This is a genomic window from Streptomyces sp. NPDC045955 (assembly GCF_056430805.1).
On sequence record NZ_JBWKKY010000014.1, the window covers coordinates 158,224 to 181,191 of the forward strand.

Genomic DNA, 22,968 nt, shown 5'->3' on the forward strand with positions numbered 1-22,968 from the left:
CGTCCGGGGATGGGATGGTGAGCTGTCGGCATCGTGGCATCCACCACTGACAATCAGAGCGCGATCACGGGAGACCGGAAGCATGCGGCACGTCTACTGGATCGGGGGCGGGAGCGGCGCGGGCAAGTCCACGATCGCCCGCAGAATCGCCGACCGGCAGGGCTGGCGTCTCTACTCGACCGACGACGTGATGGGGGACCACGCCCGCCGGACCACGCCCGACGAGGCCCCGTTCCTGTACGAGTTCATGGCCATGGACATGGACGAGCGCTGGGTGAACCGGTCTGCGCAGACCATGCTCCGGACGTTCCACTGGTTTCGCGGCGAGGGCTTCGGACCGATCGTCGAGGACCTGCTGCGCATGCCGCGGGAGACGTGCGTCGTCGTGGAGGGATTCCGCCTGCTGCCGCACCTCGTACAGCCCCTGCTCACCGAGCCCGGACACGCGGTCTGGCTCCTGCCCACACCGCGGTTCCGGCAGGCCGCGTTCACGGGGCGGGCCACGCCGGGAGCGGGTTTCACGGAGAGAACCAGTGACCCGGCGCGCGCGAACCGCAACATCGCCGCACGGGACCACCTGTTCACGGAACGCCTCCGCGAGGAGACCGCACGCCTCGGACTGCCCGCCGTCACGGTCGACCTCACGATGTCGGAGGACGAACTCGCCGAACGGGTGAGCGCGATCTTCCGGCTCTGACCTCTCGCGGCGCAAAGGGCCCGGACCCGCCCGCCGGCGGTGTCCGGGCCATGCGACCCCGGTGGGGCCTCAGCCGCCGTTGAGGCGTGCGCGCAGGAGGTTCTTGCCCAGTTCGGCACCCTTGCGGCTGTCCGCCTGGGCCTTGCGGAACAGATCCGCGACCTCGGTGTCCTTGGCGCGCTCCGCGTCCTGGATGTAGCTCTCCAGACGCAGGGCGTTGTTCAGGCACGCCTCGACGTACCAGATCAGGTTGTAGTCCTTGTCCTGCGTACCGGTCACACCGCCGGTCTCCGTCTCGCTGGTCATTCGGACCTCCTTCTTGCGGAGTGGACCTCTTCAGGCGCCGGACGGGTACCCGTCCTCCGGTCGGACACACAGCTCTCCTCCATCACGTTCCGTATTCGTTCGATTACGCACCAGGTGGGCGGGGGCCGGCCCGGCGGTCAGACCTGTACGGACCGCCAACTCCCCTCCCCCGTACGGCAATACCGACAGTTGCCACAGAAACGAACAGACGCTGGTCAGTTTCAGAACGAAGTGCCGTTCCACCGTGCGAGACCGGTCGATGACGGTGTGTACTGTGCTGCGGGTGGCTCGTGAGAGCACCTCGGACTCCGCCCTGCCCGACTCCCCCTGGACTCGACTCGATGATCGAATCACCGGACCTGGTCGTCGGCGGTCTCGCCGTCGGCACACTGTCCGCGTTCGCCCTCGGCTGCGGGTTGCTGCGCTCACGGCGGCAACTGGCCGAGCAGCGCGCGAAGACGGCCGTCCTGCGGGCGCGACTCGACGGCACCACACGGGCGTTCACGGCCGAGGTCGAGCACCTGGCGGCGCGGCGCGTGCCCGCCGCGGCCCGGCAGGCGGCCCATCCGCACGTCGCGGTGCCCGGCCCGCTCAGTCCTCAGCTCGCCGGTTCGCCCCTGGGTCTCGCGCTGGAGCAGGTGCTGAAGGGGCTGCACGCCGAACTCGCCGCGCAGCGCACCCGAATCGATGCCGCCGCACAGGCCGGGATGCGCGGCGCCACGCGGGAGATCCAGGCGGCGCTGTACCGGCTGCAGGACGCCCTGCGCGGTCTGCAACAGCGCTATGACGACCCCGAGTTGGCGCAGACCCTGTTCGAGCTGGACCACGAGAACGAGCAGTCGCTGCGGCGCGCGCAGATCGCCGCGGTGGTGTGCGGCGCCTGGGTGGGGCTGGCCCGGGAGGAGTCCCATCTCGTGGACGCGGTGACGGGCGGTCAGGCCCGGCTCGCGGGCTACCAGCGCGTCCGGATCCACAACCACCTTCAGGCCGGGACCGCCCTGGTGTCCCACGCCGTCGAACCGGTCGCCATCATCGTCGCCGAGCTCCTCGACAACGCGCTGCGGCACTCCGCGCCCGACACCGAGGTCGTGGTCAACCTGGAGGCCGTCCACCACGGCGTCTGCGTCACCGTCGACGACGCCGGACTGGGCATGACGCAGGACGAACGGGCCCGCGCCCAGCGGATGGTGGCCGGCTCGGAACCGATCCTGCTCACCGAGCTCGGCGACCCGCCGCGCATGGGACTCGCCGCCATCGGCCAGCTGACCCGGCAGTTCGGTCTGAGTGTGGACCTGTCCTCCCCGTCCCCGTACGGCGGCGTGCGGGCGGTGCTGCGGGTCGACAGTCACCTGCTGACTCGCATAGACCCCGACGAACTGCCTCCGGCGGCCAGCGCCCCGCGCTCCACACGCAGGGCGGAGCGGGACACGGCGGGCGGTACCGCGACGTCCCCCGGTGCCGTGCCGTCCCACAGTGACGAGCCGGGCGCAGCCGCCCCCGCCGCGCCTGCCGCCCCTTCCGCTCCGGCCCGTGAACCCGATCCGGCCCCGGCGCCCGCGTCCGGTAAGCCCGGGCAGCCGTCCTCCCTCACCGCCGCCGGCTCCACCCCGTCCGACGATCACGGATACGGCACGGACCAGGAGGACCAGGCCGCCGCCCCGGCCCCGGGCCACCACGGCCCGCGCGACAGCGGCGGACTCCCCCAGCGGCGTCGCCGCAGCCGGGCCACGCCCCCGCCGGGCATCCCGGCCGCCGCGCCCGCACCCGCACCGCAGCGCCGCCCGCGGCGCCCGGAGGAGTCCGCCGCCGCCCTCGGCGCCCTCCAGTCCGGCACGGCGGCCGCACGTTTCGCCGCCCGGCCGAACACCGGCGCCCCTCCAGCCGTACCTGAGGGTGCCCCGGCCGCGACCACGGCCGACGGGCCCGACGACACCGGCCGAGACCGGAACGACCACGAAGGGGGAACGGCTCGATGACCAGCCGCGCAACGGGGGACACGGCCTGGGTGCTCGAACCGGTTCTGGAGGTGCCGCACGTCGTGGCCGCCGTCCTGCTCACCCGGGACGGGCTCGTGACCGGCTACACCGACGCGCTGTCGCGGCCGTCCGCCGAGCGGGTCGCCGCCATCACCAGCACCGTGCAGGGCGCCTGCCGTACCGCGGCGGCGGCGTTCGCCGACACCGACCGGGCCGACATCCGGCAGGTCGTCATCGAGTCGGACCACGGCTATGTGCTCATCGTGCCGACGGACCACGGCACCTGCGTGGCCGCGTACGGCGACCCCGAGGTGCGCCTGGACCTGCTCGCGCACCGGGTGCACTCCCAGGTCGCGCGGCTGGGTGAGAAGGCGATGGCCGCGGGGCCCCGAGGTGCCGACGGCGACACACCGGCATGACGGGCCGCCGAGGCGGCCGTCCCCTGGTTCCCGCGTATCTGTCGACCGGCGGGGTGGCCCGGCCCAGCCGTGCCCATCTGGAGCGGCTGTCGGTCCTCACCGGCAGCGGCGAGGCCGCTCCCGCCGATCTGCCCGCCGCGCAGGCGGCCCTGCTGGACGAACTGGAGTACGGGTCGCTGACGGTGGTGGAGGCCGCGGCCCTGCTGCGGCTGCCCGTCTCCGCCGTGCTGGTGCTGGCCGCCGACCTCATCGACCGTGACCTGGTGCTGGCCCGCGCGCCGATCCCGCCCGCCCGGCGCTTCGACCCCGACCTGCTGAAGAGAGTGGCCGATGGCCTCCGCGACCTCAAGCACCGTTGACGCCCCCGGCGGCGACGGCGTCCATCTCCCGGACACCGCCCGCGACCTGGTGAAGATCCTGGTCACGGGGCCTTTCGGGGTGGGCAAGACCACCCTGATCGGCTCGGTCTCGGAGATCCGCCCGCTGCACACGGAGGAGCCGCTCACCGAGGCGTCCGCGCAGGTCGACGATCTCGCCGGGGTCCGGGACAAGTCGACCACCACGGTCGCCATCGACTTCGGCCGGATCAGCCTGCCGGGCGGCATCGTGCTGTATCTGTTCGGCACGCCCGGCCAGGAGCGGTTCCGGTCGCTGTGGGACGACATCGCCCACGGGGCGCTCGGCGCGCTCGTGCTCGTCGACGCCCGCCGGATCGACGCCTCGTTCGACGTGCTCGGGCTGGTGGAGGAGACCGGGCTGCCGTACGCGGTCGCCTTCAACTCCTTCCCGGACGCGCCCCGGCACCACACGCCCGAGCAGTTGCGCGCCGCCCTGGACCTGGAACCGACGACCCCGATGGTGACCTGCGACGCGCGGGAGGCGAACTCCTCGATCGACGCCCTGCTCGCCCTGGTCCAGCACCTGATCGACCACCGACCCGCGGAGTACCGGTGACCCACCCGTCCCCTGCCGAGCAGGCCTTCTCCCGCGCGGCGCCCGTCCGCCTGTGGGAGGACAGCTTCGCCCGCGACCCCCGCCCGTACTACGCCGCTCTGCGCGCCCAGGGCCCGGTCGGCTGGGCGGAACTCGCGCCCGGTGTGCCGGCGTACGTCGTCACGGACCGGCGGGCGGCGCTGGACCTGCTGCACGACACCACCACGTTCTCGCACGATCCCCGGCCGTGGCAGGCGACCGTCCCGGACGACTCCCCGGTGCTCGGCATGATGCGCTGGCGGCCCAACACCCTGTTCGCCGACGGCGGCGCGCATCTGCGCTACCGCACCACGCTGATCGACGCCTTCGACCTGGTGGAGCCGCACGACCTGCGGGACCGGGTGCACCAGGCGGTGCACCTGCTGGTGAGCCGGATCGGGCCGCGGGGCGAGGCCGACCTGGTCGGCGAGTTCACCAGGCCGCTGATGGCGCTGGTGTTCAACAGCCTCTTCGGCCTGCCGGACAGCGCCGGCGACCGGCTCGACGCCGCGCTCGGCAAGCTGATCGAGGGCGGCGCCCAGGCGGCGGAGGGCGAGGCGGAGTACGCCGGGTACGTGCTGGAGCTGATCGCGGCCAAGACCGAGCGGCGCGGCGACGACCTGCCGAGCTGGCTGCTGGACCATCCGGCGGGGCTGACCCCCGAGGAGGTCACCTGGCAGGTGTTCCTCACGCTCGGCGCGGGACACGAGCCGACGGCCAACCTGGTGTCCAACGCGCTGTCCAGGATCCTCGGCAACCCGGCCTACTACTCGACGCTCACCAGCGGCGCCCGCCCGGTGACGGACGCGGTGCTGGAGGTGCTGCACCACGAGACGCCACTGGCCAACTACGGCATCCACTACGCCCGCACGCCGGTCACCTTCCACGGCGTATGGATCCGGGCCGCGGTGCCGGTGGTGATCTCGTACGGGGCGCTGGCACAGGCCACCGAGCAGGAGCGCGGCGCGGACCGGCACCCGGGCGACGCCTCCCACCTGTCCTGGTCGGCGGGCCCGCACGCCTGCCCGGTCAAGCAGCCCACGCTGCTGATCGCCACCGAGGCGATCGAACGGCTCACGCAGTGGCTGCCCGACCTGGAACCCGTGCTGCCCCGCGAGCGTCTCACCTGGCGGCCCGGCCCGTTCCACCGCTCGCTGACGGCGCTGCCCGTCCGTTTCACTCCCCGCTCCCCCGATCAGCCAGGAGGACGACCGTGACCGTGACCGACCGCATCGCACTCGACCCGTTCGGCGCGGACATCGCCGGCGAGATCGCCCGGCTGCGCGCCCTCGGCCCGATCGTGCCGGTGGAGCTGCCCGGCGGGATCCCCGCCTGGGCGCCCACGCGCTACGACACGCTGAAGCAGCTCATCCTCGACCAGCGGGTCAGCAAGGACCCGCGGCTGCACTGGCGGCTGTGGCCCGAGATCGGCGACCACCCGTCCTGGGGCTGGATCGTGAGCTGGGTGGGCGTGGTCAACATGCTCACCGCCTACGGCGCGGACCACACGCGGCTGCGCAAGCTGGTGGCGCCCAGCTTCACGCACCGGCGCACCGAGGCGATGCGGCCCCGGGTGGAGGCGATCACCGCGGAGCTGCTGGACGCGCTCGACGCGGCCGGCGGCGAGATCGTGGACGTCAAGGAGGGGTTCGCCCAGCCGCTGCCGATGCGGATGATCTGCGAACTGTTCGGCGTCCCGGACGCGCTGCGCGAGGACACCGCCCGGATGATCGCGGCCCTCATGGACACCACCGACCCGAGCCCGGAGCACGCGGCGTCCGTCCAGCGGCAGATCGGCACGGTGCTGCCCGCGCTGATCGCGCACAAGGCCGCGCACCCCGGTGACGACATGACCACCGAGCTGATCCGGGTCCGGGACGAGGAGGGCGACCGGCTCAGCGACGAGGAGCTGCTGTACACGCTGCTGCTGGTCATCGGGGCCGGTTTCGAGACCACCGTCAATCTCATCGGCAACGCGGTGGTGGCCCTGCTGCGCCGCCCCGAGCAGCTGGCGGCCGTCCGGTCCGGGGAGATCGGCTGGGACGCCGTCGTCGACGAGACACTGCGCGCGCACCCGTCGATCGCGTCGTTGCCGCTCCGGTTCGCCGTCACCGATCTCACCGTCGGCGATGTGACGGTCCCGGCCGGAGACGCCATCATCACGACCTACGCCGCCGCGGGGCTCGACCCCGAGCACTACGGGCCGGACGCCGACGTCTTCGACGCCACGCGCACCGCCGACGACCATCTGGCGTTCGGGATCGGGGTGCACCGCTGTATCGGGGCGCCGCTGGCCCGTCTGGAGGCGCTGACCGCGCTGCCCGCGTTGTTCGACCGGTTCCCCGGCCTGAGTCTGGCCGACGGTGACGAGGGCCTGCGGCAGGTACCGTCGTTCATCGCCTTCGGCTGGCAGGAGATACCCGTGCGGCTGCGCGGCTGAGGCAACCGGAGGACCGCTGTCTCACAGGGGTGGCACGCGGGAGCGCGACCGGTCCCCCGTTCCGGTCGAGCCCCCGCGGTGCGTTGAACTTACGTCCCTGGCCGAGGCCTTGTGAATCGCGTCGATGCCCGTTGCGTGCTCAACAGGGCTCACCCGTGCACAGCTGAGTCCGGATGGCCCGGTTTCGTCCCACCGGGACCTGGCCAACCGGTTGGCCGTGCGGCTCAGCCGGTCAGCCGTGGCGGCCGAAAGCCGGCAGATCGAGGTCACCGACGGCCAGGTGGGCCAGCACGACCTCGTACAGGTCAGTGCCCGCGGCGAGCAGTTGGCGTTCCAGGACGGGTTCGGCGCTGCGGACGTGCTCGCGCACCGTCTGCGGGTGCATGCCCAGGATCTGCGCGGCCCGTTCGGCGTTGCCACCGGCGGTGATCCAGGTGCGCAGGGTGCGGCGCGGGTTCCTGGCGTCCGCGTCCAGTCGGCCCAGCAGGCCCTGGGCCCAGGTGCGTACGGCGGGCCCGGACAGCAGGTCGGAGAGCCGGAGCGGGGAGTTCCGCGTGCTGTCGGGGGCGTCGGCCAGGCCGATCTGGGTGTTGAGCGCCAGGTGGACGACGGCACGGACCGTGACGTCGGCGAAGTCGGTGCCGAGCAGGGTCTCCACGCGTTCCATGCGGGCGCGGACGGTGTTGCGGCTGACGCCGAGGACCTTGGCCGCGTTGACGGCGGTGAACTCCAGACCGAGGCGTGTGGTGGCGAGGAGTTCGGCGCGGGTGTGGTGCGGCAGGGTGTCGAGCGGGCGCAGCACCCGGGCCGTCCAGCCGCGCAGCGCCTCGGGGTCCATGAGGCGTTCGGGGTGGGTGCGCTCGGCGTAGACCGCCGTCTTGTCGTGCCTGAAGTGGGCGACGGCGAGGGCGCTGACGGCCTGTCCGTAGGCGGTGGCGGTCCGGGCGAGGCTCTGCCGGACGCTGCCGCCGAGGAAGGTGTCCGGGTGCCGGCCGACCAGGGACCGCAGGGCCTCGTCGGTGGTGTCGCGGGGGCTGACGACGATCACATGGCCTTCCATGGCCGGGCAGCGCACGACCAGAGCGTCCTCCCCGGTGCGGTCCAGGCACTCCTCGGCGATCCGGTCGCGTACCGCGGCGTCGGACTCGACGACGTACACGCACGCCGTGTCGGCGTCGAGCAGTCCGGGCCAGAGCCCGGCGGCGACGCGGCGGGCGGCGATGGTGTCCTCGACCATCAGCAGTTGCAGGATGGCCAGGCGCAGATCGGAGGTGGCCCGCCGGAGCCGGTGACCGGCCGCGGTCGACTCGCGCGCGGTCAGCAGGAGCTCGATCACCTGGGCGGTGTGTGTGACGACGTCGGCGGCCCGGCGGTCGAAGGGGGTCTCGCGGGAGACGGCCAGGACGCAGATGTGGGACGGGTGTTCCACCCTGACCAGGCGCTGGTGGCGCTCCCGGCTCTCCCAGGCGGCGGAGGCGATCCGGCCGGCGGTGATGTCCGTGACGAGGCTCTCGTCCAGGGGGAGCCGGGTTCCGGCCAGGAGATTCCCGGCGGTGTCCTGAAGGGCCACGGACCCGCCCACGGCACCGGCGAGCCAGCCCACGACCTGGCGCACGTCGCGCCCCGCCGGACGCAGGTGGTCGAGCAGTTCCTCCGCCCATGCCGGGCCCGGTCCGGATGGTGTCCGCTGCTGCCGGTTCCCGTCCCCTCGGCCAGCCACCGCTGCCTTCCCCTCGTCGCTCGCGCCGCCTCCGGCGCACCGGTCGGGGACGTTACCCCACACGTCCCGCGCTTTCCCCTTCCAGGCATCCCGGGCGGGCCCGCGCGGGATGCCCCCGGGCCGACACCCCGCCCTGCGCGGCCGCACCGCGCGGGGCGGCATAAGCTCGGCGGATGGCGAAGTACTACGACGTGCACCCCGACAACCCCCAGCCCCGCACCATCGGCCAGATCGCCGACAGCATCCGTGCCGACGCTCTTGTCGCCTACCCCACGGACTCCTGTTACGCACTGGGCTGCCGTCTGGGCAGCCGTGACGGCATCGAACGGATCCGTACGATCCGCAAGCTGGACGACCGGCACCACTTCACTCTCGTGTGCCAGGACTTCGCGCAGCTCGGCCAGTTCGTGCGGATCGACAACGACGTGTTCCGCGCGATCAAGGCGTCGACGCCCGGCAGCTACACGTTCATCCTGCCCGCGACGAAGGAGGTGCCGCGTATGCTGCAGCACCCCAAGAAGAAGACGGTCGGGGTGCGCATCCCCGACCATGTCGTCACCCAGGCCCTGCTCGCCGAGCTCGGTGAGCCGCTGCTGTCCAGCACCCTGCTGCTGCCCGGCGAGGAGGAGCCGATGACGCAGGGCTGGGAGATCAAGGACCTGCTCGACCACGTGCTGGACGGGGTGGTCGACTCCGGTGACTGCGGCACGGAGCCGACGACCGTGATCGACTTCTCCGGCGGGGAGGCCGAGATCGTGCGGCACGGCGCGGGCGACACCTCACGCTTCGAGTAAAGGGCGCGCCAACGGGCGTTCACGGCTGTGCCGTGTGCGGGGGGTGGGCGAAATGCCCCGGGAAACGGCGTGTCACGATGCCCGTGATCCGCCCGGTCACGCGGACGGGTTCCTTGCCGAGACCCCGCAGAGAGGCAGCACAGCCATGACCGCCGTACAGGGAACCGACGTCGACATCCGCACCGAGGACGGCACGGCCGACGCGTATCTGGCCCGTCCCGCGGACGGGGCCGCCCACCCGGGGGTCCTGCTCTACATGGACGCCTTCGGTCTGCGTCCGCGGCTGCGGTCCATGGCCGACCGGCTGGCCGGTGAGGGCTATGCGGTACTGGTGCCCAACGTGTTCTACCGGCACGGCCGCGCCCCGCTGTTCGAGCTGCCCGAGTTCATCGACCCGGGGGCGCGGCCGGAGATCTTCGAGCGCATCATGCCCGTCATGCGGGCCCTGACGGCCGAACGGGCCATGCGGGACGCCGGTGCCTATCTGCGCTGGCTGGCCGAGTCGCCGGCGGTGGCCGACGGCCCGGTCGCGCTGACCGGCTACTGCATGGGGGCGCGCCTGTCGCTGCTCACGGCCGGGACCTACCCGGAGCGGGTCGCGGCCGCGGCCGGCTTCCACGGCGGGCGGCTGGCGACGGACACGCCGGACAGCCCGCACCTGGTGGCCGGGAACGTCACAGCCGAGCTGTACTTCGGCCACGCCGATCAGGACCCGTCGCTGCCCCGGGAGCAGATCGAGCGCCTGGAGGAGGCCCTGACCTCGGCGGGCGTCCGCCACCGGTGCGAGGTGTACACGGGCGCGCCCCACGGTTTCACGCAGTCCGACACCGCGTCGTACCACGAGGAGGCCGACGCGCGGCACTGGGCGGCTCTCCTCGACCTGCTGAAGCGCACATTCTGACCTCAATCGACCCCTGGCCGACAGGACTTGCCGTCCTACCGACGGTAAGGGCTTGCTTTCCCTCGGTCCCTGCGCGTAGACCTGCTGGACATCAGGCATGACTCGGGGGGAGTTTGCTCATGGAGGGCACGGTCGACGGGTTCCGCTACGGTGCGGTGACTCCGGTGGCGGCGTATCTGATGGCCTGTCTGGGAGGGGCGCTGGGGCTGCGGTGCATCGTGCGCTCGCTGCTGAACGCGCGGTCCTGGAAGCCGGGTTGGCTGGCGTTAGGCGCGGCCTCCATCGGGTGCGGGATCTGGACGATGCACTTCATCGCCATGACCGGCTTCCACGTGGAGGAGACCCGGGTCCGTTATGACGCGGCCACGACGGTGCTCAGTCTCGTCGTGGCCGTCGCCGTGGTGGGCATCGGCGTGTTCATCGTCGGCTACCGCGGCCCCGGCCGTGTCACCCTGGCGGTCGCGGGTGTCGTCACCGGACTGGGGGTGGCGGCCATGCACTACCTGGGCATGGCGGCCATGCGGCTGCACGGCGACATCGGCTACGACCCGGTCGGCGTCGTGCTGTCCGTGCTGATCGCCATCGCCGCCGCGACCGCCGCGCTGTGGTCGGCCGTCACGATCCGCGGCCTGCTGACGAGCCTCGGGGCGAGCCTGGTGATGGGCGTGGCGGTGTCCGGGATGCACTACACGGGCATGGCCGCCGTCAGCGTCCATGTGCACGACACCGCCGGTGGCACGTGGGAGGGCGACTCGCCCCTGTCACTGCTGCTGCCCATGCTGCTGGGACCGGTCGTCTTCCTGCTGCTGGCCGGGGTCGTGATCATGTTCGACCCGCTGCTGGTGCACGGCGAGCGGGCCGGGAACCGGAACTCCGCCCCGCGCCCGGCCCGTTCCGCCCGCGCCATTCCCGCGCCGCGCACGTCGTGGCACGACACGGACTCGCACGCCCGCGGCCGGTGAACGACCCGCCTGCGGACGGCTCGTAGATCATTGTTACGGTGCAGCGGTGTCTGACTCCTCACGCCACACGGCCGAAGGCGCCGGCTGGGGCACCGGCGAACGCGGCGCATACCGGCGGTTGATGCCGCGGCAGGCCGAGAAGATCTCCTGGCTGGACCCGAGAATGCTGTGGGCCGCCCGCAACGGCGTGCTGGCCTCCTGGTTCGGGGATCCGACCAGCCGCACCCGCGGCCGGTGGGTGGCGCAGCGCGCGGCCGCCGGCGCACCGGCCGACAAGGTGATCCGGCGCGACGATCCGGACCGCTTCTCGTTCCTGGTCATCGGCGACACCGGTGAGGGCGACGACCCTCAGTACGCCGTCGTGCCGGGCCTTCTGAAGACCGGTCAGGACACCCGCTTCGCCGTGCTGGCCAGTGACGTGATCTACCCGGTGGGCAGCGCGGACGACTACGGCACCAAGTTCTTCCGTCCCTACCAGGACTACCAGGCGCCGATCTACGCGATACCCGGCAACCACGACTGGTACGAGGACCTCGGCGGCTTCATGCGCGTCTTCTGCGACGACGCCCCGCCGCTGCCGCCCGAGCCCCGGCCGCGCCCGCTGACCCGGGCCTGGCTGCGGTCCCTGCTGTGGCACCGGCCACGGCCGGACGACGGTCATCACCTGGACGAGGCCCGGACGTTGCGCTCGGCGCCCGCCCAGCAGGCCGTCCAGCCGGGTCCGTACTGGGCGATCGACGCCGGACCGGTGCGGATCATAGGCATCGACACGGGCCTGCTGGGCACGCTCGACGCCGAGCAGGGCGCCTGGCTGCGCGAGGTCTCCCAAGGGCCACGCCCGAAGATCCTGGTCACCGGGTCGCCCCTGTACGTGGACGGCAGGCGCGAGCCGTGCGCCATCGAAGGGGGCGGCACCGTCGACGACATCGTCCGCGACCCGGAGCACCACTACGTGGCGGCGATAGGCGGCGACATCCACAACTACCAGCGCTACCCGGTCCGGCTGGACGACGGACGGACCATCCAGTACGTGGTCGCGGGCGGCGGCGGGGCTTTCATGCACGCCACCCACACCATCCCCCGGGTCAACGTCGCGAACGTGACCGAGCGGGACTTCCGCTGCTATCCGCTGCGCGGCGACTCCCTCGCCTTCTACAGCCGGCTCTACGGCCGCCGGCTGCGCATGCCCCGCTTCTTCACGCTCACCGAGGCGGAGGCGACGGCGGTGATCGCCGAGCGCCTGGGCATCCCGCCGACGCGTGTCCCGGGTGCGGCCACCCGGGTCACCCGGCGCGTCCGGCTGGTCGCCGGGCTGCTGGGCACCGGCCGCCGGCCCGATCGGGCCAGGCGGTTCCGGCTGCCCGTGCGCAAGATCTACACGTCGCTGTTCTCGCCGAGTTCGGCGACGTACAGCCCTCCGTTCTTCAAGTGCTTCCTGCGCCTGGACGTCTCCCCGGAGTCGGTCCGGCTGCGCTGCTTCGCGGCGACCGGCAACCGCGCACAGGAAATCGCCCCGCCGGTCGAGGACGAGGTGACGATCCCGCTGCGCTGACACGCGGGAACCGGTGCAGGCGGGAACAGCGCGGGCCGCTGCCGGGTTGGCACAGTCGTGGACCCTTGAAGCTTCAACGATGGAGGGCTCGTGCCACCGACCTCACGACCGCTGCGCAAGCTGGGCTTTCTGACCATCGGGCTGTTCGACGAGACGGATCCCCGGCGCGGTCACGAGTCCACGCTGGAGATCATCGAACTGGGCGAGCGGCTCGGCTTCGACAGCGCGTGGGTGCGACACCGCCACCTCCAGTACGGCATCTCCTCCCCCGTCGCCGTCCTGTCCGCGGCCTCGCAGCGCACCCGTCGCATCGAACTCGGCACGGCGGTCATCCCGCTCGGCTGGGAGAACCCGCTGCGCCTCGCCGAGGACCTGGCCACCGTCGACCTGCTCTCCGGGGGCCGGCTCAACCCGGGCGTCAGTGTGGGCCCGCCGGTGCGCTTCGACCAGGTCAAGGGCGCGCTCTATCCGGACACGGCCGACGCCGAGGACTTCGGCTACGGGCGGGTGGAGCGGCTGCTGGACTTCGTGCGAGGCGAGCCGGCGACGGACTTCAGCGGGACGGAAGGGTTCGAGACCTTCTCCGACCGGGTGCAGCCCCATTCCCCCGGCCTGGGCCGCCGCCTGTGGTACGGCGGCGGCAGCCTGCGGTCGGCCCGGTGGGCCGGCGAGCACGGCATGAACCTCCTCACCAGCAGCGTCGTGAAGGCCGAAGACCCCGACGGGCCCCACGACTTCGCCGAGATCCAGCTCTCCCACATCCGGGCGTTCCGCGCCGTCCACCCCGACGGCGAGGACGCCCGCGTCTCACAGGGCCTCGTCGTCATCCCCACGGACTCCGCCTCGCCCGGGCAGCGCGCCCGCTACGAGAAGTACGCCGCCGAGCGCACTCCCCGTACGGCCGCCCCGCAGGGCCCGGCGCGGCTGCTGTTCGCGCCGGACCTGGTGGGGACCTCGAAGGAGATCGCCGAGCGGCTGCACGCGCACGCGGCGTTCCAAGAGGTGGACGAGGTCGCCTTCGCGCTGCCGTTCACCTTCGAGCACGAGGACTACGTCCAGATCCTCACCGACACGGCGACGAAGCTCGGCCCGGCACTGGGCTGGCGACCGGGCTTCTAGGCCGTGTCCGCGAAGTCCCGCCTGCCGTCCGGGCGGACGACGGGACTTCGCGGACACGGCCTAGCGTGCCACGCGGTGGCGGAGGTAGACGACGCCCGAGTTGAAGGTGCGGGTCTCCACGAGTTCGAGATCCACCCGGCGCTCGCTCCGGGGAAAGAACGGAATGCCACCGCCGACCAGCACCGGGTAGACCATCGCCCGGTACTCGTCGATCAGGCCCGAGTCGGCCGCCTCGGCCGCGAGAGTCGCGCCGCCGATCGCGATGTCGCCCGCCTCCGGCTCGGCCCGCAGCCGCTCGATCTCCTCCGCCAGGCCGCCGGAGGCCAGACGGGCATGGCCCTGCACCGCCGACAGCGTGGTGGAGAACACCACCTTCGGGAGTGGGTTCCAGAGCGCGGCCCACTCGAGCTCCGCGTCGCCGAGCGAGGGATCCTGGTCGGCGGTCTCCCAGTACAGCATCGTCTCGTACAGCCGTCGCCCCATCAGGTGGACGCCGACTTCTCGGATCTCGTCGATCCAGAAGCGGAAGACCTCCGCGTCGGGCACGGTCCATTCGAAGCCGCCGTCCGGCCCGACGATGTAGCCGTCCAGTGAGACGTTCATCGAATACGTCACGCTGCGCATCGGTGTCCTCCTGAGTTAGGGGTTCGACAGTACGACCGCGGGACACCGCAAAACTCATCGCGACTCACGGATCGGTTCGTGTCACCAGCGGCCGGGTGCCGTCCCCGTGATCGGCTCCGAGGCCCTGCCGTCCACCCCGACGGGCACGTCCCCGGCGAGCATCACCCGGTGCATGATCCGCGGGTGGTCGAGGTGTGCGGTGTCGCCGGGGGCCAGGTGCATCGTGGCGCGGTTGTCCCAGAACGCCACGCTGCCCGGCTCCCAGCGGAACCGGACCGTGTACTCGGGCCGGACCGCCTGCTCCAGCAGCATCTCCAGGATCGCGGCGCTCTCGGGCCGGGAGAGGCCGGCGATCTGCTCGACGTAGTAGCCGTTGACGTAGAGGATCCGCTCGCCCGTCTCCGGGTGGACACGCACCAGGGGGTGCAGCGAGGCGACTTGACGGTCCAGCAGGTGGCGGACGTAGGCGTCGTCGCCGGGCCGGGGCTGGTAGCCGACGCCGAGCCGGTGCTCGGCCCGCAGGCCGTCGAGGAACTCCCGCAGTGGCGCGGAGAGTCCGGCATAGGCCGCCGCGAGGTTCGACCAGGTGGTGTCGCCGCCGTAGGGCGGCACGGTCTCGGCGCGCAGGATCGTCGCGGCGGGCGGGTCGACGCGGGCGCCGTGGTCGCAGTGCCAGCCGCGCAGCAGGGTGTGGCGGCGGCGCCGCAGCCACTCGTCGTGCTCCATGCCGAACCGCCCGCCCAGCTCCAGCCGGTCGGCGGTCGTCTCGATCTCGGGGAAGTCCGGGGGCGAGGCCTTGCCGCGCCGCGGCAGCACGACCGGTTCCCCGAACCGGCGCGCGAACGCCACATGCCCGGCATGGTCCAGCCGCTGCCCCCGGAAGAACACCACCTTCCACCGCAGTACCGCCGCCCTGATCGCGGCGATCACGGTGTCGTCCAGGTCGGCGGCCAGGTCGATCCCGCCGATCTCGGCGCCGATGTGTCCGGCGACCGGCCTCACCTCCAACCCGGCGTCCCGCACCGCCTCGTTGGTCATCGGGCTGTCCGTCGTCATGCGCACTCCGCTGGTCGTGGGCGTGGTCGTGCCTACCGGAAGATCGTGACAGCGATCCCCGCCCGGGGCGACACCGCACCAGCGCCCGCGCCCCTCACACCTGGAACTCCCGGATCACGGTGTTCCGGAACACCGCCCTCCCGTCGACCGTGAACAGCGCGAGCCCGGTGTCGACCAGGTACGGGAAGACCGCCGACGCGTGCGCGTACCGGCCGTCGTCGAGGAACAGCTCCACGGATGTGCGGTCGACCAGGACGCGCAGACTCACCGTGCGCCGGGCCGGGTCGAAGGGGCTCCGGCTCTCCTGCCATCGGCCCGACAGGTCGGGTGACACGCTGGGGCGGCGGTTGAGGTACGCGTAGTCGCGGTGGACGCCGGCGTCGATGTGCCGGACGCCGTCCGGGGAGCGCCGCAGCTGCACTCCCGCACCCGTGAGCTGGTCCCAGGTGATCTCGCAGGTCACTTCGTAGGCGGTGCCCCGGTAGTCGAGCACGCGGGTGCCCTCGACCGCCAGATCGCCGAGCCGCACCGTGCGGGAGACATACCGGTCGAGCGCGGCGACCGGCCGGGACGCCAGGTGGTACGTGCCGTCGGCCGCGCGCTTCAGCGTGATCTCGCGGACGATCGAGTCGGTGCCGTTGAAGCCGTCGCTGTCGATGGTGGGCGTGATGTGGGCGTAGTCCCAGTTGTTCAGCCAGCCGATCGCGTGGCGCGTCCGCTCGTCGAGGGCGCCGTTCGCCGTCCGCTTCTCGAAGGTGACGGCCCCGTACCAGTCCCAGCCGTGGTCGAGCCACTGCGGCTCTTCGGCGTCGGCCGTGAAGGCGCTGCCGTCGAAGGAGCCCGTCCAGTACGCGTACGTGTTGGGCAGCCCGGCTCCCTTGCCGTTGGCGCTCACGCCGAGCACCCACTTGGCCGTGCCGTCCGCGGCGCGGATCCGGAACAGGTCCGGGCACTCCAGCACCCCGATGCCGCTCTTGACGAAGCCGCCCACGTACGTCCAGGACTTGAGGTCGGCGGAGTGGTAGAAGCCGACCTTGTCGTTCTCGGCGAGGGCCATGACCCACCGGCCGCGTTCCTCGTCGCGGATCACCTTCGGGTCGCGGAAGTCGCGCACGCCCGGGTTGGGCAGCACCGGGTCGGTGCCGTGCGGGGTGAACGTCCGGCCGCCGTCGGTGGAGTAGTACAGGTACTGCGCCTGGTCGCTCGGGCCGTCGTGCGGCGACATGGTGGCCAGGACGACGACCGCGCCCGCCCCGAAGCCCGCCGTGTTCTCCGTGTCGACCACCGCGGAGCCCGACCAGACGTCGCCGTTGGGGGTGGTGTCCTTGGGCACGGCGATCCCCCGGTCGGTGAAGGAGACCAGGTCGGTGCTGGTGGCCAGCCGCCAGGCGGTGCCGATCGCGCCGGACAGGTAGTCGGCGTTGTGCAGGTAGTAGTAGTGATACGCGCCGTTGATCCAGATCGGGCGCTGCGGGTCGTTCTTCCACTGCTCGGGGACGGTGAAGTGGTAGGCCGCGCGGTAGCTCGCGCAGCCGTTGCGTGGCCTGGCCTCCGCCGTGCCCGCCGCGGCGGGCAGCAACGCGCCGGCCGTGCCCACGGCCGAGCCGGCGAACAGGGCTCTCCTCGTGATCCCGCGCATCACACCTGGTTCCTCTCGTCGGAGACGGTGGCTCATGTGCCTCAGGACTGTGGGACCTAACTCGTTAAAGGTCAAGTGGTCGCGCGGTCTTGACACGTCTGGGCGGCGCTCACATCATCTGGGGCATCAGTGCTCAACTAACACGAGTTAGGCCCCACGATGACCGACTCGCACCTCACCCGCCGCAGGCTGTTGCGGTACGGCGCCTACGGCGCGGGTGCCGCCGCCCTGGGCGGCACCGCCGCGAGCTGGGAGCGGCTCACCGGAGCCGACATCCCCGGACGTGACGACGGTTCCCTCGTCGTCGCCACACTGGGCCCCGCTTACGGGCCGGAGGCCATCCGCACGCTCCGCGAGGGCTTCCGCGAACTGCACCCCGACATCAAGCTCCAGATCAACGCGGTGCAGGCCGTGGACTGGTCGGACTTCTTCGCGAAGATCCTCACGCAGGTGGCCGCGGGCACCGCCCCGGACCTGGTGTATGTGGCCACCGAGGGCGTGCAGTTGTTCGCGCAGCGGCTCGGCGTGGCCCTGGACAAGTGGGTGAAGCGGGACGCGGCCGAGCTGAAGGAGTACTTCGCCGACGTCCACCCGTCGCTGGTGGAGTCGATGATGTACGAGGGCAGCCTCTTCCAGCTGCCGGTGGAGTTCAACGCGGCCGACATGTACCTCAACCGCCAGGTGCTGCGGAGGGCGGGGGCACAGTACCCGCCGGCCGACTGGACCCGCGACGACTTCACGTCGCTGCTCCGGGACATGAAGCAGGCAAGCGGCGCCCGCTTCACGCCCTACTTCTGGACCAACCGGCTGTGGGGCGGCGTGGTGCCCTGGCTGTTCGCGAACGGCACCAATCTGCTGGCGGAGTCCAAGGCGCCCGGCGGCGAGTGGCTGTGGGACTCCTTCTACCCGGCCGGCCGGCGCGCGGGCCGCGGTGGCGGCTTCCGGTGGACGACGCCGCAGGCCACGCACGACCGCGTGGAGGAGGTCTACGACTATCTCGCCTCCCTCGTGCGGGACGGCCTGTGCACCCGCCCCGAGGGCGGCAACGGCCAGAACCTCATCGGCGTGTTCTCCACCGGCCGGGTCGGTGTCACCCCGGCGGGCGGCTTCTGGGCGGGCGGCCTGCACCTGGCGGGGATGGAGCGGGACGGGTTCGACGTGCAGTACTTCCCGCGCTGGCGCACCCAGCGCATGCAGTACGGCGCGGCGGGCTACGCGCTGCTGCGCACCTCCAAGAGGCAGGAAGAGGCCTGGGAGTTCATCAAGTACGCGGCCCGCAAGGACACCCTGACCCAGCTGTTCACCACGAACCAGACCACCCCGGCCCGCCGTTCGATGCTGACCGCCGGCCGCTACGCGGAGACCGGCCCGGCGCACTGGCAGGTCTTCTACGACACCCTCGACCGGTTCCCCGACACGGGACCGATCCCGGCGCCGCCGCAGGTCGCCGAGGTCGAGCAGCTGCTGCTCAAGCACACCGGAACGGCCCTGGCCTCCTCGCGCTCGGTGCGTCCCGCGCTGCGCCGGTTGCAGGGCGACCTGGAGAAGGCCATGGAGCGTGACGCATGACGGACACCCGGATACCGCCCGCCCGAGCCGAACGGCCCGAGGCCCCGCCCGCCAAGAAGGCACCGCGTCCCTCGGCCCGGGACCGCGGCACCCGGCTGCTGGCCACGCTGTTCCTGGCCCCGACGATCGTCGGCATCGTCGTCTTCACGGTCGTCCCCATCGTCGGCTCGGTGGTGCTGAGCCTCTTCCACTGGAACGTGATCGACCCGCCGCGCTTCGCCGGCGGCTCCAACTACGGCGCGGTGTTCGGTGACGAGACCGTGCTGGTGTCCTTCCGCAACACCCTCGTCTTCATGGTGCTCGCGGTGGCGCTGCAACTGCTCGTCGCGCTGGCGCTCGCCCTGACGCTGACCGGGCGGATGCCCGTGTGGCTGCGGTCGGTGTTCCGCTCGGCGTTCTTCTTCCCGCTGGTGCTGTCCGCCGCGTCGATCTCGGTGGTGATGAAGTACCTGTTCAACCAGGACTTCGGGGTGATCAACTGGCTGCTGGGCTTCGTCGGGATCGCGCCGGTGCCGTGGCTGACGTCGGAGAACGCGGCGATGGCGACCGTGGTCCTGGTCTACGTCTGGCAGCAGTTCGGCTTCTCGTTCCTGCTGTTCGTCGGCGGCCTGAACAACATCCCCAAGGAGATCCACGAGGCCGCCGCCCTGGACGGCGCGACCGGCCTGCGCAAGCACCTCTCCGTCACGCTGCCGCTGCTGTCGCCGACGCTGCTGGTCGCCTCGGTGGTCGGCATCATCAACGCGCTCCAGGTCTTCGAGCAGCCGTACGTCCTGACCAACGGCGGTCCCGGCGACTCGACCCGCACGGTCGTGATGGTGATCTACGAGACCGCCTTCGAGCAGCTCCGCTTCGGTGAGGCGTCCGCGGTGGGTGTGCTGCTGTTTGTGCTGATCATGGCGGTCACGGCCCTCCAGTTCCGGCTCAGCCGGCGTTTCGTCCACTACCAGTGAGCCGGGTGAGTCCCTTGAGCCAAGCAACCCTGTCCTTCAGCCGTGCGCGCCACGGGCTGGCGCCGTGGGCGCGGATCGCCGGGCTGACGGTGTGCGCCCTGCTCACCCTCGGCCCGGTGGTGTGGACGGTGTCCACTTCACTGCGCACGCCCGCCGAGGCGTTCGACCTGCCGCCGCAGCTCATCCCGTCCGACCCGTCGACCGAGGCGTACCGGGGGGTGTTCGGCCAGATCGACGTGTGGCTGCTCGCCCTCAACTCCACGCTGGTCACGGGTCTGATCGCGGTCGGCCAGATGATCACGGCGGGGCTGGCCGGATACGCCTTCGCCCGCCTGGAGTTCCGCTTCAAGAAGCCACTGTTCGCCCTGGTCCTGGCGACGATGATGGTGCCCTTGCAGGTCACGATCGTGCCGGTGTTCCTGGTCCTGAAGTCGATGAGCCTGACCGACACCCTGCTCGGCCTGATCATCCCGGCCTTCCCGACGGCGTTCGGCACGTTCCTGATGCGGCAGTACTTCCTGGGCATGCCCAAGGATCTGGGCGAGGCGGCGATGCTGGACGGCGCCGGCCCCTGGCGGACGTTCCGGTCGGTGTACGCCCCGCTGGCCGCGCCCGGCCTCGCGATCGTCGGCGTCCTGGCCTTCAACTACCACTGGAACGAGTTCTTCCGGCCGCTGATCCTCGAAACGTCCGGCCAGAACTACACGTTGCCGCTGGGTCTGGTCTCCCTCCAGGGCAACCTCGGCACCGGCTCCGTCTCCGTGGTGCTCGCCGGTGTCGTCCTCTCGATGATTCCCGCCGTCGCCGTGTTCGTCGTCGGCCAGCGCCCTCTGCGTGAGGGCATCACGTCCGCAGGAGTCAACCGTTGAGCCTCGCCGCTCCCCCGCAGGACCCGCACGCCCCGCGCTTCCGGGTCCGCCCGCCCGCCAACTGGATGAACGACCCCAACGGGCCGTTCCGCTGGCGCGGCCGCTACCACCTCTTCTACCAGCACAACCCCGACGCCCCGGTGCACGCCAACGTCCACTGGGGCCACGCCTCCAGCCCCGACCTCGCCCACTGGGAGCACCATCCGGTCGCCCTCACCCCGACCCCGGGCGGCCCGGACGAGGCGGGCTGCTGGTCCGGGTGCGTGGTCGACGACGGGGGCGTGCCGACGGCCGTCTACACCGGGGTCGACCGTGACCACAGCGGGCTCGGCACGATCTGCCTGGCCCGGGCGGCGGATCCGGACGACCCCGCGCTGACCGACTGGACTCCCCTGCCCACACCGGTGGTGACGGGCCCGCCCGAGGGCCTGGACGTGGTGATGTTCCGCGACCCGTTCGTCTTCCGGCACGACGGCCGGCGGTGGGCACTGGTCGGCGCGGGGCACGCCGACGGTACGCCGTCGGTCCTGCTGTACGACTGTGACGACCTGACCGACTGGCGCTTCGCGAGGGTGCTCCTGGACGGCCGGGATCCGGCCGCCGCGTCGGCGTTCGGCGACCGGGCGACCGGCTGGGAGTGCCCGCAGCTGTTCGCGACGCGGGGTGGCGAGTGGGTGCTGGTGGTGTCCCTGTGGGACGGCGACCCGTGGACCACCGGCTATCTGACGGGACGTCTGGATGCGGACCTGCGCTTCTCCGCCCGGGCGGGCGGAATGCTCGACCACGGCCGCGACTTCTACGCGCCCGCCGTGCTCCAGGAGCCGGACCGGGCTCTGATATGGGGCTGGTCGTGGGAGGCCCGCGAGCAGGGCGAGGCCGGCTGGGCCGGCGTCCTGACCGCGCCCCGGGTCGTCGACGTCCATCCGGACGGGGCGCTGCGGGTGACCCCGGCCCCGGAGCTGCACCGGCTGCGCGCCGCCGAACCGTTCGTCACCACCCCGGGCCGGGCAGCGCTGCCGGCCGCCTACGACCTGACGGTCGGCGCCCGGGGTCACACCACCGTGAGTCTGCTGCGCTCGGCCTCGGGCGCCGAGCTGACGGTCCGGCTGGACCCGGGCGAGGGCACCGTGACCCTGGACCGGGGCGACTGGCCCCGTGCGGAGGCCGGGGCGCCGGTCGTCGTCCATGTGCCGCCCAGCGAGGAGGTCACGGTACGCGTTCTCGTCGACGGCTCGCTGTACGAGCTGTTCGTCGGGGACCGGGCCATGGTCACCGAGCGCGTCTACCACCGGCCCGACGACATTCGGGAGTTGACGGTGCCGGTCGGCGCGGCCGTCACCGGATGGGAGCTGGTCCCACCGACGCACGGCTGATCACCGGGCAGGCCAGGCGCCGCACGGTGGCGGGCGGGGTCCGGCCGGTGACGATCGAGTCCAGCAGGAGCCGGGCGGCGGCCTCGCCCATCTCCCGGTGGGGCAGCGCGACGGTGGTGAGGGGCGGCGTGAGGTACGCGGCCATGTGCTCCTGGTCGTCGTAGCCCACCACCGACAGGTCGCCGGGTACGGCGATCCCGAGCCGGGTCGCGGCGTGCAGGACGCCCGCCGCGACCCGGTCGTTGTAGGTGAAGATCCCGGTGGGCCGGAGGTCGGCCGGGGTGCCGTCGAGGAGGCGGACGGCACCCTCGTAGCCGCCGGAGATCTCGCCTCCGGTCCGGACCACCCAGTCCCTGGGCACGGTGATGCCCTCGGCGCGCAGCGCGTCCCGGAAACCGCGCAGCCGCTCCGCCGAGGCGATGTCGTCGTGCCCGCCGACGAGTGCGACCCGCCGGTGCCCCTGTTCCAGCAGCAGCCGGGCCGCCGTACGGCCGCCGGCGCGCTCGGCGGGGATGACGGCGGGCAGCGAACCGTCCTCGGGCAGGCAGTTGGCCAGCACGGAGTGGGTGCGGTGCAGGCCCTCGGGGACGCGGACGCGGCGCAGGGACATGGCCGCGTAGATGATGCCGTCGACGCGCCGGTCGAGGAGTTCGGCGACCGCCGCGTCCTCCTTGGCCGGGTCGCCGCCGGAGTCGACGGTGAGGACCAGGTGCTGGTCGGCCCAGGCGGTGTCCATGGCGCCGCGCAGCAGCCGCCCGGCGAACGGTGAGGAGGCGATCTCGTCGGTGACCAGGCCGATCACGGCCGTACGGCTGCGGCGCAGGCCGCGGGCGACGGGGTCGGGCCGATAGCCGAGCTGGACCGCGGCCTGCCGGATGCGCTCCTGCGTGGCGGGCGAGAGGTTGCCCTCGGCGCGGCCGTTGAACACGAAGGACACCGCGGTGTGCGACACGCCGGCGAGCCGGGCGACGTCCCGCGAGGTGGGACGCCCCGGTCGTGTCACCGGCTTCTCCTCGGCGCTGCCCAT

Annotated in this window: 22 protein-coding genes; 16 read left to right on the plus strand and 6 right to left on the minus strand. The window is 72.1% G+C overall.

The window, feature by feature from the left end:
- The first annotated feature begins 82 nt into the window (after positions 1 to 82).
- Positions 83 to 697: a hypothetical protein gene (locus AC07F0_RS27635; protein WP_478982789.1), complete on the plus strand. Its 615-nt coding sequence runs from the start codon at positions 83 to 85 to the stop codon at positions 695 to 697.
- 69 nt (positions 698 to 766) lie between these two features.
- On the opposite strand, the gene AC07F0_RS27640 is transcribed toward AC07F0_RS27635, so the two are convergent.
- Complete coding sequence (locus AC07F0_RS27640; RefSeq protein WP_020276938.1) at positions 767 to 1,003, minus strand: hypothetical protein; 237 nt, start codon at positions 1,001 to 1,003, stop codon at positions 767 to 769.
- A 341-nt stretch (positions 1,004 to 1,344) separates the two neighbouring features.
- Here AC07F0_RS27640 and AC07F0_RS27645 point away from each other — a divergent pair, with 341 nt between their 5' ends.
- The 6 genes from AC07F0_RS27645 to AC07F0_RS27670 are packed head-to-tail and all read left to right on the plus strand — an operon-like array spanning position 1,345 to position 6,810.
- A complete protein-coding gene (locus AC07F0_RS27645) occupies positions 1,345 to 2,979 on the plus strand; it encodes an ATP-binding protein (RefSeq protein ID WP_478982790.1) in 1,635 nt (544 codons plus the stop codon).
- Positions 2,976 to 3,398 carry a roadblock/LC7 domain-containing protein gene (locus tag AC07F0_RS27650; RefSeq protein WP_356928909.1) on the plus strand — a complete coding sequence of 141 codons (423 nt, stop codon included), beginning with the start codon at positions 2,976 to 2,978 and terminating at the stop codon, positions 3,396 to 3,398. The genes AC07F0_RS27645 and AC07F0_RS27650 overlap by 4 nt, the downstream gene beginning before the upstream one ends.
- Positions 3,395 to 3,757, plus strand: coding sequence for a DUF742 domain-containing protein (locus AC07F0_RS27655; RefSeq protein WP_478982791.1), 363 nt, complete (start codon positions 3,395 to 3,397; stop codon positions 3,755 to 3,757). Before AC07F0_RS27650 ends, AC07F0_RS27655 begins: the two co-directional genes overlap by 4 nt.
- Positions 3,729 to 4,352: a GTP-binding protein gene (locus AC07F0_RS27660; RefSeq protein WP_478982792.1), complete on the plus strand. Its 624-nt coding sequence runs from the start codon at positions 3,729 to 3,731 to the stop codon at positions 4,350 to 4,352. The genes AC07F0_RS27655 and AC07F0_RS27660 overlap by 29 nt, the downstream gene beginning before the upstream one ends.
- Complete coding sequence (locus AC07F0_RS27665; protein WP_478982793.1) at positions 4,349 to 5,587, plus strand: cytochrome P450 family protein; 1,239 nt, start codon at positions 4,349 to 4,351, stop codon at positions 5,585 to 5,587. Before AC07F0_RS27660 ends, AC07F0_RS27665 begins: the two co-directional genes overlap by 4 nt.
- Positions 5,584 to 6,810 carry a cytochrome P450 family protein gene (locus AC07F0_RS27670; protein WP_478982794.1) on the plus strand — a complete coding sequence of 409 codons (1,227 nt, stop codon included), beginning with the start codon at positions 5,584 to 5,586 and terminating at the stop codon, positions 6,808 to 6,810. The genes AC07F0_RS27665 and AC07F0_RS27670 overlap by 4 nt, the downstream gene beginning before the upstream one ends.
- Before the next feature lie 232 nt (positions 6,811 to 7,042).
- Here the strand turns inward: AC07F0_RS27670 and AC07F0_RS27675 are convergent, their stop codons facing one another.
- Positions 7,043 to 8,530 (minus strand): helix-turn-helix domain-containing protein, encoded by a 1,488-nt coding sequence (locus AC07F0_RS27675; protein ID WP_478982795.1) that lies wholly within the window; start codon positions 8,528 to 8,530, stop codon positions 7,043 to 7,045.
- Positions 8,531 to 8,703: 173 nt separating this feature from the next.
- On the opposite strand from AC07F0_RS27675, the gene AC07F0_RS27680 reads away from it, so the two are divergent.
- The 5 genes from AC07F0_RS27680 to AC07F0_RS27700 all read left to right on the plus strand — a co-directional run bounded on the left by AC07F0_RS27680 (position 8,704) and on the right by AC07F0_RS27700 (position 13,858).
- The gene (locus tag AC07F0_RS27680; protein ID WP_243377919.1) at positions 8,704 to 9,324 is read left to right on the plus strand and encodes an L-threonylcarbamoyladenylate synthase; all 621 of its coding nucleotides are present in this window, start codon (positions 8,704 to 8,706) and stop codon (positions 9,322 to 9,324) included.
- Between the two features lie 145 nt (positions 9,325 to 9,469).
- Positions 9,470 to 10,225, plus strand: a complete 756-nt coding sequence (locus tag AC07F0_RS27685) for a dienelactone hydrolase family protein (protein WP_478982796.1) — start codon at positions 9,470 to 9,472, stop codon at positions 10,223 to 10,225.
- Between the two features lie 119 nt (positions 10,226 to 10,344).
- Complete coding sequence (locus tag AC07F0_RS27690; RefSeq protein ID WP_478982797.1) at positions 10,345 to 11,187, plus strand: MHYT domain-containing protein; 843 nt, start codon at positions 10,345 to 10,347, stop codon at positions 11,185 to 11,187.
- A gap of 46 nt (positions 11,188 to 11,233) precedes the next feature.
- Positions 11,234 to 12,739: a metallophosphoesterase family protein gene (locus AC07F0_RS27695; RefSeq protein WP_478982798.1), complete on the plus strand. Its 1,506-nt coding sequence runs from the start codon at positions 11,234 to 11,236 to the stop codon at positions 12,737 to 12,739.
- A 90-nt stretch (positions 12,740 to 12,829) separates the two neighbouring features.
- Positions 12,830 to 13,858 carry an LLM class flavin-dependent oxidoreductase gene (locus tag AC07F0_RS27700; protein WP_478982799.1) on the plus strand — a complete coding sequence of 343 codons (1,029 nt, stop codon included), beginning with the start codon at positions 12,830 to 12,832 and terminating at the stop codon, positions 13,856 to 13,858.
- A 60-nt stretch (positions 13,859 to 13,918) separates the two neighbouring features.
- On the opposite strand, the gene AC07F0_RS27705 is transcribed toward AC07F0_RS27700, so the two are convergent.
- The 3 genes from AC07F0_RS27705 to AC07F0_RS27715 form a co-directional block, all read right to left on the minus strand.
- Positions 13,919 to 14,482, minus strand: a complete 564-nt coding sequence (locus AC07F0_RS27705) for a dihydrofolate reductase family protein (protein ID WP_478982800.1) — start codon at positions 14,480 to 14,482, stop codon at positions 13,919 to 13,921.
- Between the two features lie 81 nt (positions 14,483 to 14,563).
- Positions 14,564 to 15,538 carry a TauD/TfdA dioxygenase family protein gene (locus AC07F0_RS27710; RefSeq protein ID WP_478982801.1) on the minus strand — a complete coding sequence of 325 codons (975 nt, stop codon included), beginning with the start codon at positions 15,536 to 15,538 and terminating at the stop codon, positions 14,564 to 14,566.
- A gap of 94 nt (positions 15,539 to 15,632) precedes the next feature.
- Positions 15,633 to 17,177 (minus strand): glycoside hydrolase family 32 protein, encoded by a 1,545-nt coding sequence (locus AC07F0_RS27715; RefSeq protein ID WP_478982802.1) that lies wholly within the window; start codon positions 17,175 to 17,177, stop codon positions 15,633 to 15,635.
- A 159-nt stretch (positions 17,178 to 17,336) separates the two neighbouring features.
- Between AC07F0_RS27715 and AC07F0_RS27720 the strand changes: the two genes are divergently transcribed.
- The 4 genes from AC07F0_RS27720 to AC07F0_RS27735 are packed head-to-tail and all read left to right on the plus strand — an operon-like array spanning position 17,337 to position 21,941.
- Positions 17,337 to 18,746 (plus strand): extracellular solute-binding protein, encoded by a 1,410-nt coding sequence (locus tag AC07F0_RS27720; RefSeq protein ID WP_478982803.1) that lies wholly within the window; start codon positions 17,337 to 17,339, stop codon positions 18,744 to 18,746.
- The gene (locus AC07F0_RS27725) at positions 18,743 to 19,699 is read left to right on the plus strand and encodes a carbohydrate ABC transporter permease (RefSeq protein ID WP_478982804.1); all 957 of its coding nucleotides are present in this window, start codon (positions 18,743 to 18,745) and stop codon (positions 19,697 to 19,699) included. Before AC07F0_RS27720 ends, AC07F0_RS27725 begins: the two co-directional genes overlap by 4 nt.
- A gap of 14 nt (positions 19,700 to 19,713) precedes the next feature.
- Positions 19,714 to 20,568 (plus strand): carbohydrate ABC transporter permease, encoded by an 855-nt coding sequence (locus tag AC07F0_RS27730; RefSeq protein ID WP_150484839.1) that lies wholly within the window; start codon positions 19,714 to 19,716, stop codon positions 20,566 to 20,568.
- Complete coding sequence (locus AC07F0_RS27735; protein ID WP_478982805.1) at positions 20,565 to 21,941, plus strand: glycoside hydrolase family 32 protein; 1,377 nt, start codon at positions 20,565 to 20,567, stop codon at positions 21,939 to 21,941. The genes AC07F0_RS27730 and AC07F0_RS27735 overlap by 4 nt, the downstream gene beginning before the upstream one ends.
- Here AC07F0_RS27735 and AC07F0_RS27740 read toward each other — a convergent pair.
- Positions 21,904 to 22,968: a LacI family DNA-binding transcriptional regulator gene (locus AC07F0_RS27740; RefSeq protein ID WP_478982806.1), complete on the minus strand. Its 1,065-nt coding sequence runs from the start codon at positions 22,966 to 22,968 to the stop codon at positions 21,904 to 21,906. The two genes, AC07F0_RS27735 and AC07F0_RS27740, sit on opposite strands and share 38 nt — an antisense overlap.

Coding starts and splice junctions, on each gene's coding strand:
- AC07F0_RS27635 (WP_478982789.1), top strand. CDS start 83: ATGCGGCACGTCTACTGGATCGGGGGCGGGAGCGGCGCGGGCAAGTCC.
- AC07F0_RS27640 (WP_020276938.1), bottom strand. CDS start 1,003: ATGACCAGCGAGACGGAGACCGGCGGTGTGACCGGTACGCAGGACAAG.
- AC07F0_RS27645 (WP_478982790.1), top strand. CDS start 1,345: ATGATCGAATCACCGGACCTGGTCGTCGGCGGTCTCGCCGTCGGCACA.
- AC07F0_RS27650 (WP_356928909.1), top strand. CDS start 2,976: ATGACCAGCCGCGCAACGGGGGACACGGCCTGGGTGCTCGAACCGGTT.
- AC07F0_RS27655 (WP_478982791.1), top strand. CDS start 3,395: ATGACGGGCCGCCGAGGCGGCCGTCCCCTGGTTCCCGCGTATCTGTCG.
- AC07F0_RS27660 (WP_478982792.1), top strand. CDS start 3,729: ATGGCCTCCGCGACCTCAAGCACCGTTGACGCCCCCGGCGGCGACGGC.
- AC07F0_RS27680 (WP_243377919.1), top strand. CDS start 8,704: ATGGCGAAGTACTACGACGTGCACCCCGACAACCCCCAGCCCCGCACC.
- AC07F0_RS27685 (WP_478982796.1), top strand. CDS start 9,470: ATGACCGCCGTACAGGGAACCGACGTCGACATCCGCACCGAGGACGGC.
- AC07F0_RS27690 (WP_478982797.1), top strand. CDS start 10,345: ATGGAGGGCACGGTCGACGGGTTCCGCTACGGTGCGGTGACTCCGGTG.
- AC07F0_RS27705 (WP_478982800.1), bottom strand. CDS start 14,482: ATGCGCAGCGTGACGTATTCGATGAACGTCTCACTGGACGGCTACATC.
- AC07F0_RS27710 (WP_478982801.1), bottom strand. CDS start 15,538: ATGACGACGGACAGCCCGATGACCAACGAGGCGGTGCGGGACGCCGGG.
- AC07F0_RS27715 (WP_478982802.1), bottom strand. CDS start 17,177: ATGCGCGGGATCACGAGGAGAGCCCTGTTCGCCGGCTCGGCCGTGGGC.
- AC07F0_RS27720 (WP_478982803.1), top strand. CDS start 17,337: ATGACCGACTCGCACCTCACCCGCCGCAGGCTGTTGCGGTACGGCGCC.
- AC07F0_RS27725 (WP_478982804.1), top strand. CDS start 18,743: ATGACGGACACCCGGATACCGCCCGCCCGAGCCGAACGGCCCGAGGCC.
- AC07F0_RS27740 (WP_478982806.1), bottom strand. CDS start 22,968: ATGGGCAGCGCCGAGGAGAAGCCGGTGACACGACCGGGGCGTCCCACC.